The 16,902-nt window shown below is 60.0% G+C and carries 16 protein-coding genes and 1 tRNA gene; 12 read left to right on the top strand and 5 right to left on the bottom strand.

Annotation, left to right across the window (positions count from 1 at the left end; genetic code table 11):
• Positions 1-90: 90 nt before the first annotated feature.
• Complete coding sequence (locus AC1RDQ_RS12770) at positions 91-390, top strand: type II toxin-antitoxin system Phd/YefM family antitoxin (protein ID WP_090452422.1); 300 nt, start codon at positions 91-93, stop codon at positions 388-390.
• On the top strand, positions 387-695 hold the full coding sequence (locus AC1RDQ_RS12765; protein WP_492587475.1) for a type II toxin-antitoxin system RelE/ParE family toxin: 309 nt from the start codon (positions 387-389) through the stop codon (positions 693-695). The genes AC1RDQ_RS12770 and AC1RDQ_RS12765 overlap by 4 nt, the downstream gene beginning before the upstream one ends.
• 71 nt (positions 696-766) lie before the next feature.
• Here the strand turns inward: AC1RDQ_RS12765 and AC1RDQ_RS12760 are convergent.
• Positions 767-843: transfer RNA gene (locus AC1RDQ_RS12760), tRNA-Arg, on the bottom strand.
• A 349-nt stretch (positions 844-1,192) separates the two neighbouring features.
• On the opposite strand from AC1RDQ_RS12760, the gene gabD reads away from it, so the two are divergent.
• The 3 genes from gabD to AC1RDQ_RS12745 all read left to right on the top strand — a co-directional run bounded on the left by gabD (position 1,193) and on the right by AC1RDQ_RS12745 (position 5,448).
• Positions 1,193-2,635, top strand: coding sequence for an NADP-dependent succinate-semialdehyde dehydrogenase (gene gabD, locus AC1RDQ_RS12755; RefSeq protein WP_492587473.1), 1,443 nt, complete (start codon positions 1,193-1,195; stop codon positions 2,633-2,635).
• A 184-nt stretch (positions 2,636-2,819) separates the two neighbouring features.
• Complete coding sequence (gabT, locus tag AC1RDQ_RS12750) at positions 2,820-4,097, top strand: 4-aminobutyrate--2-oxoglutarate transaminase (RefSeq protein ID WP_492587471.1); 1,278 nt, start codon at positions 2,820-2,822, stop codon at positions 4,095-4,097.
• A 136-nt stretch (positions 4,098-4,233) separates the two neighbouring features.
• Positions 4,234-5,448 (top strand): HDOD domain-containing protein, encoded by a 1,215-nt coding sequence (locus AC1RDQ_RS12745; RefSeq protein ID WP_492587469.1) that lies wholly within the window; start codon positions 4,234-4,236, stop codon positions 5,446-5,448.
• 125 nt (positions 5,449-5,573) lie between these two features.
• Here AC1RDQ_RS12745 and AC1RDQ_RS12740 read toward each other — a convergent pair whose 3' ends face one another.
• Together AC1RDQ_RS12740 and desA are read right to left on the bottom strand one after the other, a co-directional pair.
• On the bottom strand, positions 5,574-6,563 hold the full coding sequence (locus tag AC1RDQ_RS12740) for a GGDEF domain-containing protein (RefSeq protein WP_492587467.1): 990 nt from the start codon (positions 6,561-6,563) through the stop codon (positions 5,574-5,576).
• Positions 6,564-6,765: 202 nt separating this feature from the next.
• On the bottom strand, positions 6,766-7,950 hold the full coding sequence (desA, locus tag AC1RDQ_RS12735; protein ID WP_057712516.1) for a delta-9 fatty acid desaturase DesA: 1,185 nt from the start codon (positions 7,948-7,950) through the stop codon (positions 6,766-6,768).
• 146 nt (positions 7,951-8,096) lie between these two features.
• Here desA and dibA point away from each other — a divergent pair, with 146 nt between their 5' ends.
• From dibA to AC1RDQ_RS12705, 6 genes are all read left to right on the top strand, one after another.
• Positions 8,097-10,016 (top strand): phosphodiesterase DibA, encoded by a 1,920-nt coding sequence (gene dibA / locus AC1RDQ_RS12730; RefSeq protein ID WP_492587465.1) that lies wholly within the window; start codon positions 8,097-8,099, stop codon positions 10,014-10,016.
• Positions 10,017-10,305: 289 nt separating this feature from the next.
• Positions 10,306-10,488 carry a sulfur starvation response protein OscA gene (gene oscA / locus AC1RDQ_RS12725; RefSeq protein WP_056726967.1) on the top strand — a complete coding sequence of 61 codons (183 nt, stop codon included), beginning with the start codon at positions 10,306-10,308 and terminating at the stop codon, positions 10,486-10,488.
• Between the two features lie 68 nt (positions 10,489-10,556).
• Complete coding sequence (locus AC1RDQ_RS12720) at positions 10,557-11,570, top strand: sulfate ABC transporter substrate-binding protein (RefSeq protein ID WP_429522241.1); 1,014 nt, start codon at positions 10,557-10,559, stop codon at positions 11,568-11,570.
• Positions 11,571-11,639: 69 nt separating this feature from the next.
• The gene (gene cysT / locus AC1RDQ_RS12715) at positions 11,640-12,458 is read left to right on the top strand and encodes a sulfate ABC transporter permease subunit CysT (protein WP_007972956.1); all 819 of its coding nucleotides are present in this window, start codon (positions 11,640-11,642) and stop codon (positions 12,456-12,458) included.
• Positions 12,459-12,470: 12 nt separating this feature from the next.
• Positions 12,471-13,340: a sulfate ABC transporter permease subunit CysW gene (gene cysW, locus AC1RDQ_RS12710; protein ID WP_007972954.1), complete on the top strand. Its 870-nt coding sequence runs from the start codon at positions 12,471-12,473 to the stop codon at positions 13,338-13,340.
• Between the two features lie 3 nt (positions 13,341-13,343).
• On the top strand, positions 13,344-14,333 hold the full coding sequence (locus tag AC1RDQ_RS12705; RefSeq protein WP_090452434.1) for a sulfate/molybdate ABC transporter ATP-binding protein: 990 nt from the start codon (positions 13,344-13,346) through the stop codon (positions 14,331-14,333).
• Positions 14,334-14,423: 90 nt separating this feature from the next.
• Here AC1RDQ_RS12705 and AC1RDQ_RS12700 read toward each other — a convergent pair whose 3' ends face one another.
• On the bottom strand, positions 14,424-14,948 hold the full coding sequence (locus tag AC1RDQ_RS12700) for an Mpo1 family 2-hydroxy fatty acid dioxygenase (RefSeq protein ID WP_057712511.1): 525 nt from the start codon (positions 14,946-14,948) through the stop codon (positions 14,424-14,426).
• 83 nt (positions 14,949-15,031) lie between these two features.
• Here AC1RDQ_RS12700 and AC1RDQ_RS12695 point away from each other — a divergent pair, with 83 nt between their 5' ends.
• The gene (locus tag AC1RDQ_RS12695; protein ID WP_218495454.1) at positions 15,032-15,718 is read left to right on the top strand and encodes a Crp/Fnr family transcriptional regulator; all 687 of its coding nucleotides are present in this window, start codon (positions 15,032-15,034) and stop codon (positions 15,716-15,718) included.
• Positions 15,719-15,841: 123 nt separating this feature from the next.
• Here the strand turns inward: AC1RDQ_RS12695 and AC1RDQ_RS12690 are convergent, their stop codons facing one another.
• On the bottom strand, positions 15,842-16,846 hold the full coding sequence (locus AC1RDQ_RS12690; protein WP_057712509.1) for an AraC family transcriptional regulator: 1,005 nt from the start codon (positions 16,844-16,846) through the stop codon (positions 15,842-15,844).
• Positions 16,847-16,902: the final 56 nt, after the last annotated feature.

The following is a 16,902-nucleotide window of genomic DNA, read 5'->3' as shown; positions in this document are numbered from 1 at the left end:
GGCCGGGACAGCACCGGTCGGAGACTCGTTGACCCCCATGCTGAAAATGGCACACTATCAGGTACTTTTTTACGTACCTTTGGAGCCGCCATGGAGCAGCTACTTGCAAGTCGTTCGGTCAGCATCACCGAGCTCAAGCGCAGCCCGAGTACTGTAATCGAGCAAGCCGGTTCCGAGCCTGTTGCCGTGCTCAACCACAACCGTCCAGCCGCCTATCTTTTACCGCACGCGGCCTATCAACAGCTGCTGGATCGGCTGCACGCTGCCGAACTTCGTGAAGCCATTGCGGCGAGCCGCAACGATCCGCGTCCGGCCGTCGCTGCCGATACAATGTTTGCCGAGCTTGATGCGCTGATTGATGAGGTAGAAGCAGAGCAACACCGTCCATGAGGCAAGTGCTTTTCTCTGCATTGGCACGGGACGATCTGCTGCAAGTCGCTCGTTTTATCGCCCGAGACAATCCTGACCGGGCCCGGACGTTTGTGGGCGAGCTACGCATGCAGTGCGCGCGATTAATCGAACAACCGAATCTGGGTGTTTCAAGAGACGATTGCGCCAAGGGATTGCGAATGCTTCCCCATGGCCGATATCTGATCTTCTACTGTTTGGCGGACGACGAGATCAAGGTCGAACGCGTGCTGCATAGCGCGAGAGACATTGGCCGGCTGTTTGAAAATAACAGCATTGATCATTAGGCGCGAAGCTTTCAAACACCCACAAAAAAGCCCCAGACCCATAAGACCTGAGGCTTTCTCGCTTCAACGTATGGTGCACCAGGCGGGATTCGAACCCACGACCCCTGCCTTCGGAGGGCAGTACTCTATCCAGCTGAGCTACTGGTGCAGCGGGCGCCATGATACTCATATGCGCTGCGGGCGTCCATGCTGCTGAATCGCCTGCGTTTTTTTAAAGCTGTAACGCGCGGTTGCTACGTTGATCAGAAAAAATAGGCAAAAGCGTCGTTTTCGTTCTTTTTTTCGAACAGGCTATTGTCCTTTACCCCCTTTGATCCTAGGATTCGTTTGAGATTTCAAACGCTCTTGTCTGGGTGCTGAACCGCACGAGTTCAATCAGTGCGCTATTTATGTGCTTCAGCCCGGTGAATGATTTCCCTGACGGCAGCCTATCGAGGCGCCTTTCTACAATCATAATTTGCTCCGCATTCGTTGCGGTGCTGTTAAGGAAAGCCGACATGCAGCTTAAAGACACCCAGTTGTTCCGCCAGCAAGCCTTCATCGATGGCGCGTGGGTCGATGCGGACAATGGTCAGACGATCAAGGTCAACAACCCGGCAACGGGCGAAATTCTGGGCACCGTGCCGAAAATGGGCGCTGCCGAAACCCGCCGTGCGATCGAAGCTGCTGACAAAGCGCTGCCGGCCTGGCGTGCACTGACCGCCAAAGAGCGTGCGACCAAGCTGCGTCGCTGGTTCGAACTGATCATCGAGAACCAGGACGACCTGGCTCGCCTGATGACCCTGGAACAAGGCAAGCCATTGTCCGAAGCCAAGGGCGAAATCGTTTACGCCGCTTCCTTCATCGAATGGTTCGCCGAAGAAGCCAAGCGTATCTACGGTGACGTGATTCCGGGCCACCAGCCAGACAAGCGCCTGATCGTGATCAAGCAGCCAATCGGCGTGACCGCTGCAATCACCCCGTGGAACTTCCCGGCTGCGATGATCACCCGTAAAGCCGGCCCGGCCCTGGCCGCCGGTTGCACCATGGTGCTCAAGCCTGCTTCGCAAACCCCGTACTCCGCTTTCGCCCTGGCCGAACTGGCCCAGCGTGCCGGCATCCCGGCTGGCGTGTTCAGCGTTGTTTCCGGCAGCGCCGGCGACATCGGTACCGAGCTGACCAGCAACCCGATCGTGCGCAAGCTGTCCTTCACCGGTTCGACCGAAATCGGTCGTCAACTGATGGCCGAATGCGCCAAGGACATCAAGAAAGTGTCCCTGGAGCTGGGCGGCAACGCGCCGTTCATCGTGTTCGACGACGCGGACCTGGATAAGGCCGTCGAAGGCGCGATCATTTCCAAATACCGCAACAACGGCCAGACCTGCGTCTGCGCCAACCGCCTGTACATCCAGGACGGTGTTTACGACGCATTCGCCGAGAAGTTGAAAGTGGCTGTCGCCAAACTGAAGATCGGCAACGGTCTGGAAGCAGGCACTACCACTGGCCCGCTGATCGACGAAAAAGCCGTGGCCAAGGTGCAAGAACACATCGCCGATGCCTTGAGCAAAGGCGCGACCGTGCTGGCGGGTGGCAAGCCGATGGAAGGCAACTTCTTCGAGCCGACTATCCTGACCAACGTGCCGAACAACGCTGCCGTGGCCAAGGAAGAAACCTTCGGTCCATTGGCTCCACTGTTCCGTTTCAAAGACGAAGCCGACGTGATCGCGATGTCCAACGACACCGAGTTCGGTCTGGCCTCGTACTTCTATGCTCGTGATCTGGGCCGTGTGTTCCGTGTGGCTGAAGCCCTGGAATACGGCATGGTCGGCGTCAACACCGGGTTGATCTCCAACGAAGTCGCGCCGTTCGGCGGCATCAAGGCCTCGGGCCTGGGCCGTGAAGGCTCCAAGTACGGCATCGAAGATTACCTGGAAATCAAATACCTCTGCCTGGGCATCTAACCCCGGAAGAGCATTGCTTCAAGCGCAAAGGGCACGAGAGCGCTGTCCCTTTGCGCCGCTTCAAACCGGAATTTTCTCGGTGGCCAGGAACGCAGTGGCAGTCGATCATCGCATGCTGCCGCCGTTGCTCCCCGTCGCTTTATCCTTGAACCACGCCGCCCGATGAGCGGTGAATGAGGAATGTATGAGCAAGACTAACGCTTCTTTGATGGCCCGCCGTACCGCTGCTGTTCCACGTGGTGTTGGCCAGATTCACCCGATCTTCGCCGATTCCGCGAAGAACGCGACCGTAACCGACGTTGAAGGTCGTGAATTCATCGACTTCGCCGGCGGTATCGCCGTACTGAACACCGGCCACGTGCACCCGAAAGTCATCGCCGCCGTGACCGAGCAACTGAACAAGCTGACCCACACCTGCTTCCAGGTACTGGCCTACGAGCCGTACGTGGAAGTGTGCGAAAAAATCAACGCCAAGGTCCCAGGTGATTTCGAAAAGAAAACCCTGCTGGTGACCACCGGCTCCGAAGCCGTGGAAAACTCCATCAAGATCGCCCGTGCCGCCACTGGCCGTGCCGGCGTGATCGCCTTCACCGGCGCCTACCACGGTCGCACCATGATGACCCTGGGCCTGACCGGTAAAGTCGTGCCTTACTCGGCCGGCATGGGCCTGATGCCAGGCGGCATCTTCCGCGCGCTGTACCCGAACGAACTGCACGGCGTGAGCATCGACGATTCGATCGCTTCCATCGAACGCATCTTCAAGAACGACGCCGAGCCGAAAGACATCGCTGCGATCATCATCGAGCCGGTTCAGGGCGAAGGTGGTTTCTACGTCGCTCCGAAAGAATTCATGAAGCGTCTGCGTGCCCTGTGCGACCAGCACGGCATCCTGCTGATCGCTGACGAAGTACAGACTGGCGCTGGCCGTACCGGTACTTTCTTCGCCATGGAACAGATGGGCGTTGCTGCCGACCTGACCACTTTCGCCAAATCCATCGCTGGCGGCTTCCCGCTGGCCGGTGTGTGCGGCAAGGCCGAATACATGGACGCCATCGCTCCAGGCGGCCTGGGCGGCACCTACGCCGGTAGCCCGATCGCTTGCGCCGCGGCCTTGGCCGTGATGGAAGTGTTCGAAGAAGAACACCTGCTGGATCGTTGCAAGGCTGTTGGCGAGCGTCTGGTAACCGGCCTGAAGGCCATCCAGGCCAAGTACCCGGTGATCGGTGAAGTCCGTGCCCTGGGCGCGATGATCGCGGTCGAGCTGTTCGAAAACGGCGACAGCCACAAGCCGAACCCGACCGCCGTGGCAGCCGTTGTGGCCAAGGCTCGCGACAAGGGTCTGATCCTGCTGTCCTGCGGCACCTACGGCAACGTTCTGCGCGTTCTGGTACCGCTGACCTCGCCGGACGAGCAACTGGACAAAGGCCTGGCGATCATCGAAGAGTGCTTCTCCGAGCTCTGATCACCCAGTGTGACCTGATCCACAAAAAACCCGCTTCGGCGGGTTTTTTCATGCCCCTTGAAACACATCCCGCCCATTAGCGCTGTATCGAATGGCCAGCATTGGCTAAGGTTTGCGCATTGCCAGGGAGAGCTGTATGACAACCGTCATTTTACCCGCCGTTCCAAGAGTCCTGATCGCCGAGGCCGACCCTTGGTCCCGGGATCTGCTCAAGGAAGTGTTGTTGAACGTACGCTGCGATGCACAGCTGGATTTGTGCGCCGATGGTCAGCAAGCGCTGGAACTGTTGGCCGCCAACCCCTATGACCTGGTGATCGCCGACTGGGAGTTGCCCGGCGTCGATGGCCTTAACGTCCTGCGCAGCATCCGTCAGCGCAAACGCAATCCGCCCATGCCGTTCATTCTGATGAGCAGTCGCAACGACAGTGCCAGCGTGCGCGAGGCATTGCCGCTGGCGCCGGCCGCGTACCTGACCAAACCCCTGAATATGCAAAGCCTGACCCATCGGTTGCAGGGGCTGCTGCTGAACGCTGGCGAAGAAGTCTCGTGCGAAGTGCCGTCGCTGGCACCGGGCATGACGTTGTCGGTGTTTCTGGAGCGTCGACGGGAATTGGCTGACGGTGCGCCGCTGATGACCGACGTGCAAGTGGCGGTCAAGCGCAGCCTCAATCCCAATGGCCTCGATTTGACGGTGCTGGAAGACGAAATCCGCACCGATCCGCAGGTTACCGCTGTGCTGATCGCCGCCGCCAACAGCGCGGCCCAGCACCACGGCACCGCTGTGCAAACCCTGTCCCAGGCGCTGCATCGCCTGGGCACCGGGCAGAGCATGAACCTGATTCTCGGGTTGGCGCTCAAGCGCAGTGCCCGGCTCAGCGATCCGCAATTGGCCGACTATGCCGAGCGTTACTGGGATCTGTCCCTGCACACCGCCGAATACGCGAGAACCCTGGCGCGCTTGCTCGATCTGGATCAGGAGCGCTGCTATTGCGCCGGCATGTTGCATCGTCTCGGCGATCTGGCGTTGCTGCGGTGTTTGCAGGAATGGAAACAGGCCGGTGGCGAACTGGACGAGCAGGAGGAAGTGGGCGAAGCGCTGGTTGAATTTGGCGCGGCCTATGGCTCGGCCCTGCGCACGCGCTGGCGTCTGCCACTGGAGTTGCGCGAACTGATTGCGGCGGCCTACCAGCTCGGTGGCGGGGTTTACTCGCGCGAAGCGCTGGTGATGAACATGGCGGCGCAGATGGCGCGCTTGACCGAGCATGAGGGCATCGAGGCGCTGGCGAAGAGCCGGACGGCGAGGTTGCTCAAGATCGGCCTGCCGGAGTTGATGCGTTTGCGCAAAAAGTAAGCACACCACCAACCCCTGTGGGAGCGAGCTTGCTCGCGATGAGGGGCTGACATACAACATCAATGTAGACTGATAGTCCGCCATCGCGAGCAAGCTCGCTCCCACAGGGTTCTGTGGTGATCCTGTCAGGCAGTGACAATCCGGTTCTTTCCCTCGCGCTTGGCCTGGTACATCGCGGCATCGGCCCGGGAAAACAGGTTTTCCACGTTTTCGTCCGCGGCGGTCAGGCTGGTCAGGCCCTGGCTGACGGTGATGCCGAACGTCTGGCCCTCATGGTTGAAACTCAATCGCTGAATCTGTTGTTGCAAGCGTTCAGCCACTTGCAGGGCCATTTGCGGTGTACAGCCGGGAAACACCGCGGCGAACTCCTCACCGCCAATACGCCCGAACAGGTCGCCACGACGCAATGCTGCGCGGCCGCTTTCGGCAATGCGTTGCAACACGTTGTCGCCTTCCTGGTGACCGTAGGTGTCGTTGATCGTCTTGAAGTTATCAATGTCCAGCATCAGAAACGACAGCGGCTCGCCCTGTTGCCGGGTGTGTGCGAACGCGCGGTGGGCGCATTCGAAGAAATGACGGCGGTTGCTGCTCTGGGTCAGCGCATCGATGGTGGCCAGGCGATGCAGCTCGGTTTCCATCTGCTTCTTGTCGGTGATGTCTTCGGCGATGCCGACGATGATCACCGGTTGCCCCGGCTCGGGCTGGCGGTTGATGTAGCATTTGTCGCTTAGCCAGCGCACCTGGCCCTCGGCGGCGATGACTCGATACTCGCGGTCTTCGACGGCGCCTTTGTCCAGTACTTCGGCAAGGCTGCGTTCGGCATAGTCCAGGTCGTCAGGGTGAATGCTGTCGCACCATTGATTGCAGTCGGCCAGCAGTAGATCGGCCGAACGGCCAAAGATCCGTTCATAGGCGGGGCTGACGTAAAGCACCTTGCGGGTTTCCCAATCGAATGCCCACAGCACTGCATTGACGCTCATCAGCAAGGTGCTGAACAACTGTTCGCGTTCGCTCAGCCGTGCGACTTCGCGTTGGGCGTGCATCAGCGCTATCAGGGGCTGCGCGGCCTCGGGCCAATGGGACGGAGATGAGTCTTGCAGGTTTTTTGGGGCCATCGACACAAATCTCAAAGGGCATGCCGCGCGTTCGACAGCGGCCAACACCAAGCCCGCCGGGAATGGCGAAGTGTCTTTGAGATAGGGCTTTTGGGATGAAGTTCCCGCCTTGTGTGGCGAGGGAGCCTGCTCCCGCCGGGCGGTACTGATGGCACGCCACATAACCATGTGGGAGCGAGCAAGCCCGCTCCCACAGGTTTTTTCAGACGGCGGCAGGGCGCAGGGAGTAGGTCTTCAACTGATCGGCGAAGTCGCGCAGGGATTGAATCCCGCTGGCTTCGGCTTCGTGTACCCAGTCCTTGATGGCCGCCAGCATGTCGTGACCATTTGAGCTGGTCTTGACCCAGATCTGTTGCAGGGCCAGGCGTTTTTCGTAAATTACCTTCAGCGCCTGACTGTGCTCGAGCATGTTCTGGATGCGTACATGATGTTTGTCATCCAGCAGGCTGGTCTCCCGCGAAAGCAGGCGTTTGGCCCGGTGGAACTGGTGACGTACCGAGTGATCGACCTTTTCCAGCTCTTGCTTGACCAGCGGGCCGATCACCAATTTGCGGTACTGGGCCATGATCTGGAAGCGGTTGTTGAGGATCGCCATGGCGGTGTCCATGTCCAGGTTGCCCTTGCCTTCGACGCGATGGGCAATCGGCGCAACCCGTTGAACCTTGGCCAGGCGCAGGAAGCTGAAGACTTGAATCCACGCCCAGCCCAGGTCGAACTCCCACTTCTTCACCGACAGTTTTGCCGAGTTAGGGTAGGTGTGATGGTTGTTATGCAGTTCTTCGCCCCCAATCAGGATGCCCCAAGGCACCAGGTTGGTCGCCGCATCGCGGCATTCGAAGTTGCGGTAGCCAATGGCATGGCCCAGGCCATTGACCACGCCGGCGGCCCACACCGGGATCCACATCATCTGGATGGCCCAGATGGTGATGCCGATGGTGCCGAACAGCAGCAGGTCGATAACGCCCATGATCGCGATGCCCAGCAACGGGAAGCGGCTGTAGAGGTTGCGCTCGATCCAGTCTTCGGGGCAGTTCTTGCCATAGATGCGCAGCGTCTCGGGGTTTTCCGCTTCGGCGCGGTACAGCTCGGCGCCTTTGCGCAGCACCGTGGACAAACCCTTGATGACCGGGCTGTGCGGGTCATCGACGGTTTCGCATTTGGCGTGATGCTTACGGTGGATGGCAGTCCACTCGCGGGTGTTCTGCGCCGTGGTCAGCCACAGCCAGAAACGGAAGAAATGCTTAAGGCCGCCATTCAGCTCCAGGGAGCGATGAGCCGAGTAACGATGCAGATAGACCGTGACGGCGATGATCGTGACGTGGGTCATCAGCAGGGTGACTGCTACCAGCGACCAGGGCGACAAGCCAAGAAAACCTTCGTACCACATAGGCTGTAGGGCCCTCGATAAAGAAAAAACAGCCGTTGCATTATCACTAAGCCCACACAGAAAACCAGTCACCCTTTCAGATAAGAGTGGCTGGATGTGTCTTTAAACTATAATTCCAACCTTTTTGTAGGGACATGGATCGCCGGATGTCTGCCACCTATCGCGATGCCTTGCGTGCAGCGCTGCTCTATCTGCTGCTTTCTGTGGTTTGGCTGCAGATCAGTGGCTATTTATTAAACAGTTTCTTCGATAGCTCTGCCGAGCGATTGCGATGGCAACTGATCAACGGTTATGTCTGGGTGCTGTTCAGTGCCGGGTTGATCTTCATTGCCCGGGCGCGGCTGCTGCGGTGTCTGGGTATCGGCGCCAAACTGCGTGAGCGCGATGCCGACCGCATGCGCTTGCGCCAGGCGGCAGCCGTGTTCGACTGCACCCGCGAAGGCGTGCTGGTCACCAATCGGGAAGGTCTGATCGTCCATGTGAACCGGGCGTTAATGGAAATCACCGGTTACGGGTGTGAGGACGTGCTGGGGCAGCGGCCCAACCTGTTCAAGTCCGGGCGACACTCTCCGGAGTTCTATCAGGTGATGTTTGCCACGCTCGCCAGTGTCGGGGAGTGGAGTGGAGAAATCTGGAACCGGCGCAAAAGCGGCGAGATTTACCCGCAATGGCAAACGATCCGCCTGATCCACGACGACTACGGCCAGCCGAGCCAATATGTGGCGGTGTTTTCCGACATCAGTGCAATCAAGAATTCAGAACACGAACTGATGCACCTGGCGCACCACGATCCGCTGACCGACCTGCCGAACCGCCTGCTGTTCACCGACCGCGCCGAACAGGCCCTGGCCTCGGCACAGGTCCACAAGCGTGGCTGCGCGCTGCTGATGATCGATCTCGATCACTTCAAGATGATCAACGACAGCCTCGGGCATACCATTGGCGACCAGTTGCTCAAGGCTGTGGCCGAGCGCCTGGGGGCCATGTTCGGTCCGGGCGTCACCCTGGCGCGGTTGGGCGGGGATGAGTTCGCCATACTTGCCGAAAGCTGTCCGCAACTGGTTCAGGCCGCTGCGTTGGCCCAGCGGATCATCGAGGGCCTTAAAGAGCCGTTCCTTATTGATGGGCACCAGCTGTCCATCAACACCAGCATCGGCATCAGCCTGTTCCCCAGCGATGCGTTGAGCGTCGAGCAACTGCTGCGCAATGCCGACTCTGCACTGTTCAAGGCCAAGAGCGCGGGGCGCAATGATTATGCCCTGTACACCGAAGAGCTGACGGCCCACGCCCAGCAACGGGTCGAGATCGCCTTCGAATTGCGCCGCGCCCTGGACCGACAAGAGCTGCGGGTCTATTACCAGCCGGTTCACGACCTCAAGAGCCGTCGCCTGATCGGCGTCGAGGCGCTGGTGCGTTGGCAGCACCCGCAGCGGGGCCTGGTGTCGCCGGCGGAATTCATTCCGGTCGCCGAACGAACCGGTCTGATTGCAGAAATCGACGCCTGGGTCATGGCGCAGGCGTGCCGGCAGATGTGCCAGTGGCAGCAGGACGGGGTGGTGCTGTCGTTCGTCGCGGTCAACGTTTCTTCGCGTCTGTTCGCCCGTCGTGAGCTGTATCAGCAGGTGGCGCAGGTCCTGCGCGAAACCGGGCTGGAGCCGGCGTTTCTCGAGCTGGAAGTCACTGAAAGCGCGGTGATGGAAGACCCGGAAGTCGCGCTGGAGCAGATGCATCGCCTGCGCGAGCTGGGTGTGCGCCTGGCCATCGACGACTTTGGCACGGGTTATTCATCGTTGCTGCGACTCAAGCGTCTGCCGGTGCAGAAGTTGAAAATCGACCAGGGCTTCGTCGCCGGATTGCCGTGGGATGAGGATGATGCGGCGATCTCGCGGGTGATCATTGCGCTGGCCCAGAGCATGGGCATGCAGGTCCATGCCGAGGGGATCGAACAGGCTGAGCAGGCGGAATTTCTGCTCGAGCACGATTGCGATCTGGGTCAGGGCTACTGGTTCGGGCGGCCGGTACCGGCGGAGCAGCTTGACTGGATGCATGAGCCGGTGATCGTGTAGGAGCAAAACCTGTGGGAGCGAGCTTGCTCGCGATAGCGGAATATCAGTCGACATTTCTGGTGGCTGACACTCCCTCATCGCGAGCAAGCTCGCTCCCACAGGGTTTTTTTTGGTGTGCCTGAAAGAGGGTGATTCACCTCAAGCTCTTGTCTCCACAGTTAATCTCTTCTGGTTATATAAACATTCTTAAATAGTCTTTTTAAGAATATCTACACCTCTCTAGTATTGCTCTCAAGCCGCAAGCAGTGCCGACACTGCGAGGCAACCTCTCAGTTGAAGGAGCAGCAATATGAGCGCATCCCTGCGTAGCGTCGACGGTCAAGACGAAGCCACCATCCTGCGTGAAATCCAGAGTGCCCTGCGCGATCTGCGCTTTGGCGCCGTGGAAATCACTGTGCACAACGCCCAGGTGGTGCAGATCGAACGCAAGGAAAAATTCCGTTTGCAGCAGCCGGGCAACAAGTCGGGCTGAGGCGAATCAGGCAACGCGATATCCCATAAGAAAAAGCCAACAAACCAAGAATTCCAGGAGCTTTCACCATGTCGTCGATTCGTCATTTCGCTTTGGCCGCCCTGGCCAGCGCCCTTTTTGCCGGTTCCGCCGTTGCCAAGGACTATGAGCTGCTCAACGTGTCGTACGACCCGACCCGCGAGCTGTATCAGGACTACAACGCCGAATTCATCAAGTTCTGGCAAAAGGACCACGCCGGTGACTCCGTGAAAATCCAGCAATCCCACGGCGGTTCGGGCAAGCAGGGTCGGGCGGTGATCGATGGCCTGCGTGCCGACGTCGTGACCCTGGCCCTGGCCGGCGATATCGACGAAATCGCCAAGCTTGGCAAGTCCCTGCCGGCGGACTGGCAAAAGCGCCTGCCGGACGCCAGCACGCCTTACACCTCGACCATCGTGTTCCTGGTGCGCAAGGGCAACCCTAAAGGCATCAAGGACTGGGGCGACCTGATCAAGAATGATGTCTCGGTGATCACACCGAATCCGAAAACCTCCGGCGGTGCGCGCTGGAACTTCCTCGCGGCCTGGGCCTATGGCCTGAAAGCCAATGGCGGCGACGAAGCCAAGGCCAAGGAATACGTGCAAACCCTGTTCAAGCACGTGCCAGTGCTGGATACCGGCGCCCGCGGCTCGACCATTACCTTCGTCAACAACGGCCAGGGCGACGTATTGCTGGCCTGGGAAAACGAAGCCTTCCTGGCCCTGAAAGAAGAGGGTGGCGCCGACAAGTTCGACATCGTCGTGCCTTCGCTGTCGATCCTCGCTGAGCCGCCGGTGGCGGTAGTCGACAAAAATGCCGAGAAAAAGGGCAACGGGCAGATCGCCGAAGCCTACCTCAAGCACCTGTACAGCCCGGCCGGCCAGGAAATCGCGGCGAAGAACTTCTATCGTCCACGTGACAAGGACGTGGCCGCCAAGTACGCCCAGCAGTTCCCGAAACTGGAACTGGTGAGCATCGACAAGGACTTCGGCGGCTGGAAAGTCGCACAGCCGAAATTCTTCAACGATGGAGGGGTGTTCGACCAGATCTATCAGGCGCAGTAATCTTAAATAGCCATCAACGAGCCCCGGATTCACCTCCGGGGCTCAGTGCGTTCTCAACCAAGGACTTTTATGTCGCGTCGTATTTCCCCCGTCATACCCGGCTTCGGGCTGACGCTGGGCTACACCTTGGTGTACCTCAGCCTGATTGTGCTCATACCACTGGCGGCGATGTTCGTGCATGCCGCTCAACTCACCTGGGATCAGTTCTGGGCAATCATCTCGGCGCCACGGGTGCTGGCCGCGTTGAAGCTCAGCTTCGGCACCGCCCTGTGTGCCGCGATCATCAACGGCATCATTGGCACGCTGCTGGCCTGGGTATTAGTGCGCTATACCTTCCCTGGGCGAAAAGTGATCGATGCAATGATCGACTTGCCGTTCGCATTGCCCACGGCGGTGGCCGGTATTGCGCTGACGGCGTTGTACACCCCTACCGGTCTGGTCGGTCAGTTTGCGGCGGATCTGGGTTTCAAGATCGCCTACACCCCTCTGGGCATCACCCTTGCCCTCACTTTTGTGACACTTCCATTCGTAGTACGTACCGTACAGCCAGTATTGGCGGATATTCCTCGTGAAGTCGAGGAAGCGGCGGCGTGCCTGGGTGCAAAACCCTTACAGGTTTTCCGCCATATCCTGCTGCCGGCACTGCTTCCGGCATGGCTTACCGGTTTCGCTTTGGCCTTTGCCCGCGGGGTCGGCGAGTACGGTTCGGTGATTTTCATCGCCGGCAACATGCCGATGAAAACCGAGATTCTGCCGCTGTTGATCATGGTCAAGCTCGACCAATACGATTACACCGGCGCTACCTCCATTGGTGTACTGATGCTGGTGGTTTCCTTCGTCCTGTTGCTGCTGATCAACTTGTTGCAGCGGCGCATCGAAACCCCATAAGGAGGCGCACCCATGTCCCAATCGTCTATTGCTGCCGCTTCCTCGAACGCTGCCCGCCGTGGCAGCGCAACCTCGCGGCGAATCCTGATCGGCCTTGGCTGGCTGATTTTTGCGCTGTTCCTGTTGCTGCCGCTGTTCATCGTGGTGTCCCAAGGGCTGAAGCTCGGCCTCGGGGCGTTTTTCACCGCGATCTTTGAGCCGGACGCGCTGTCGGCGCTGAAACTCACGGTCATCGCCGTGTTGATTTCGGTGCCGCTGAACCTGGTGTTTGGTGTCAGTGCCGCGTGGTGCGTGAGCAAGTACTCGTTCCGCGGCAAGAGCATGCTGGTGACACTGATCGACCTGCCGTTCTCGGTGTCGCCGGTGATCGCCGGTCTGGTCTATGTGCTGATGTTCGGCGCCCAAGGCCTGTTCGGCCCATGGTTGCAGGACCACGACATCCAGATCGTCTTCGCCCTGCCGGGCATCGTGCTGGCGACGATCTTCGTCACCGTGCCGTTCGTTGCCCGTGAACTGATCCCGCTGATGCAGGAGCAAGGTACCCAGGAAGAGGAGGCCGCGCGCCTGCTCGGGGCCAACGGCTGGCAGATGTTCTGGCATGTCACCGTGCCCAACATCAAATGGGGCCTGATCTACGGCGTGGTGTTGTGTACCGCGCGGGCCATGGGGGAGTTCGGTGCGGTGTCGGTGGTTTCCGGGCACATTCGCGGGGTGACCAACACCCTGCCGTTGCACGTTGAGATCCTCTACAACGAATACAACCACGTAGCCGCGTTCGCCGTGGCGAGCCTGTTGCTGATCCTGGCGCTCTTCATCCTGCTGCTCAAGCAGTGGAGCGAAAACCGTATTAACCGCCTGCGCGCCAGCGCCGCGGAGGAATAATTCATGTCGATCGAAGTGCGTAATGTCAGCAAGAACTTCCACGCGTTCAAGGCGCTGGACAACATCAGCCTGGACATCCAGAGCGGCGAGCTTGTCGCGTTGCTCGGTCCGTCGGGCTGCGGCAAGACCACGCTGCTGCGGATCATCGCCGGCTTGGAGACTCCGGATCAGGGCAACATTGTGTTCCACGGTGAAGACGTTTCCGGGCATGACGTGCGTGATCGCAACGTCGGTTTCGTGTTCCAGCACTACGCCCTGTTCCGCCACATGACGGTGTTCGACAACGTCGCGTTCGGCCTGCGCATGAAGCCGAAAAACCAGCGCCCGAGCGAAAGCCAGATCGCAACCAAAGTCCACGAACTGCTGAACATGGTGCAACTGGACTGGTTGTCGGATCGCTACCCGGAACAACTCTCCGGCGGACAGCGTCAGCGCATTGCCCTGGCCCGAGCCCTGGCGGTGGAGCCGAAAGTGCTGCTGCTCGACGAACCTTTCGGCGCCCTCGACGCCAAGGTTCGTAAAGAGCTGCGTCGCTGGTTGGCGCGCCTGCACGAAGACATCAACCTGACTTCGGTGTTCGTCACCCACGACCAGGAAGAAGCGATGGAAGTCGCCGACCGTATCGTGGTGATGAACAAGGGGGTGATCGAGCAGATCGGTTCACCAGGCGACGTCTACGAAAACCCGGCCAGCGATTTCGTCTATCACTTCCTCGGTGATTCGAACCGTCTGCACCTGGGCGAAGACAGGCACGTACTGTTCCGCCCGCACGAGGTGTCGCTGTCACGCCATGAACTGGAAGACCACCACGCGGCGGAAGTGCGGGACATTCGTCCGCTGGGCGCGACAACACGGGTGACGCTGAAGGTTGAAGGGCAGAGCGATCTGATCGAAGCCGAAGTGGTCAAGGATCACGATAGCCTGATCGGGTTGGCGAAGGGAGAGACGCTGTTCTTCAAGCCGAAGGTTTGGCAGAAGGTCGCCAACATCTGAAGCAAAAGCTTCGCGAGCAAGCCCGCTCCCACAGGGGGTCTATGTGCACCATAGATCCTCTGTGGGAGCGAGCTTGCTCGCGATTGCGATCTAGACAGCAGCACGCTTCGGATTGACCCGTACCCCACCCGCACGCGCCTCGATCTGCTCTTTCAGTTCATGCCGCATCCCCAGCATGAACGCCAGCTCGGCCACCACAAACAACGGCCCGACAATCAACCCCGTCACATCATCGACGAACGCCGGTTTGCGCCCTTCGTAGTGATGGCCGACAAACTGGATCGCCCAACCGATCACGAACATCGCCACGCCGCTGCCCAGCCAGACCAGCGTGCTTTGCTGCGCCAGCGCATGACCGGCCCACACGGACAGCCCGAGCAACACAGTCATCAACACGCCCAGGCGCAACTCCAGGCGCAGGTAAAACCACGCCGATGCCAGCGAGACGAGCACCGCCGGTGAGATCCACACGCCCCCCAGCGACCACTCCGGCCGGGACAGCAACACCGCGACGGCGACCACGATCAGCGGAATGCCGATAAAGTGCGAGGCGATGTTGCGCGGGTCACGGTGGTAGGCGGCGTATTGACTGAGGTGGTCGACCAGGCTTTTCATTGTTGTTCTCCTGTAGGGTGATTGATCATGCCCCGGGGCCATTTCCCACTCTGTCAGCCAGGCGACAATCTCTAGGAGTTTTCATGGATATGCAGGTCTGGCGTCCACGCCTGATGAGCGGTCAGTGGTTCAGCCATTTGCCTGTTTCCCTACAGGATAGCCTGCTGTCGGCGGCCAGGCTGCGGCGCTTGTCTGCGGGCCAGCGGCTGTTCAAGCGTGGCGATCCGCCCTGTGGCCTGTACGCGGTGCTTGAAGGCGCGGTGCGCGTCGGTGCCGTCAGCGAGCAAGGCAAGGAAGCGTTGCTGAGCCTGGTGGAGCCGCCGCACTGGTTCGGCGAAATCTGCCTGTTCGATGGCCAGCCACGCACCCACGATGCGTACGGCGTGGGCCAGTGCACGCTGCTGCACATTCCCCAGAACACCTTGCTGGCGCTGCTCGACGAGCATCCGCAGCACTGGCGGCAACTGGCATTGCTGATGAGCCAGAAGTTGCGCATGACCTTCATCAACCTCGAACAACTGAGCCTGTTGCCGGCCCCGGCACGGCTGGCGCACCGCTTGTTGATGATCGCCGAAGGCTATGGCGAGACCATTCCTGCGCGCCGCGTCCTGCAACTGCCCCAGGAGCAGCTTGCTTCAATGCTGTCGCTGTCGCGCCAGACCACCAACCAGATTCTCAAGGAGTTGCAGGGGCAGGGGATCATAGGGCTGAGTTACGGCGAAATTGAAATCCTCGATGCCGAGCGATTGCGGGAGCTGGCCTCGATTTAACTGTTTACGCAGGCCCATTGTGGGAGCGAGCTTGCTCGCGATGACGGTGTGTCAGTCTCCAGGTGTGTCGACTGACCGTCCGCTATCGCGAGCAAGCTCGCTCCCACAGGGGATCCGGATCAATCACCGCAACCCATCCCGAAACTGCCCCGGTGTCATCCCGGTCCAGCGCTTGAACGCGCGACTGAAGCTGCTGGTGTCAGCAAACCCGAGCAGGTAACTGATTTCGCTCAGCGAGACTTGAGGGTCGCGCAGGTGCAGTAGGGCGAGGTTTTCGCGGCTTTCGTTGAGCAGCGTGTCGAACCGGCAGCCTTCATCGGCCAGGTGCCGTTGCAGGCTGCGCAGGCTCAGGTGCAGGGCCTTGGCGATGTGTTCGGCGCTGGGTTCGCCTTCGGGCAGTTGTTCTTCAATGGCATCGCGAACCTTGCGCTCCCAGGTCAGCGGCTTGAGTTGTGCCAAGGTGCGTTTGAGCACGGTTTCATTGTGTTCGGCCAGTTCCGGGTTGGCGTCATCCAGGTGGCTGTCGAAGTCGACGAGGGCGAACTCCAGCCGGTCTTCGTCGGCGCCGAAGTACATGGGCGAGCGGAAGACCTTATGCCATTGGTGCGCGTCCGTCGGCTCCGGGCGACGCAGGTAGGTCGCCAGTGGCGCGTAGTCGCGACCCAGGCGATTGCGGCAGGTGCGCACGTAAATCGCCATGAACGCATCGATGGCTTCGAAGGCCGGGGCGGGGTTACCGGCCGGGATTTTCAGGCTGAAACGGTAGCGATCCTCGGCACGGGTCAGTTCCAGTTCCAGGGCGTCACTGACCACCTGGTGATAACGCACGATGCGCTCGAACACTTCCCTCAGGCTGCCGCTGGCCACCAGCGCATAACCCAGCGCATGGAAGGTGGTCGGGCTGACGAAACGCGAAACCCGCAAACCGATCGCCGGGTCACCGCTGGTCTGCACCGCCAGATTCCACAGGTGCGTGGTGCCCGACAGCGGATAGCGCGCGTTCGGGTCGTCCATCAGTTGCGGGTCGAGCCCCGCTTGCTGGCACAGGGCGGTGCTGTCGATGCCCAGGGCATCGAGTTGCTTGCGCAGGGCGCGGGTCCAGCTGGCGAGGGAGGTCGGTTCAGTCATGCTGATTGGCGCTTCCGGTCAACAGGTTGGCGTTCTCGGCTACCGCCTTGCAGAGG

The organism is Pseudomonas sp. GW823-FHT02E01 (assembly GCF_058797535.1).
The sequence above is the reverse complement of the archived record's forward strand: the minus strand, read 5'-3'. Positions and strand labels throughout refer to the sequence as shown.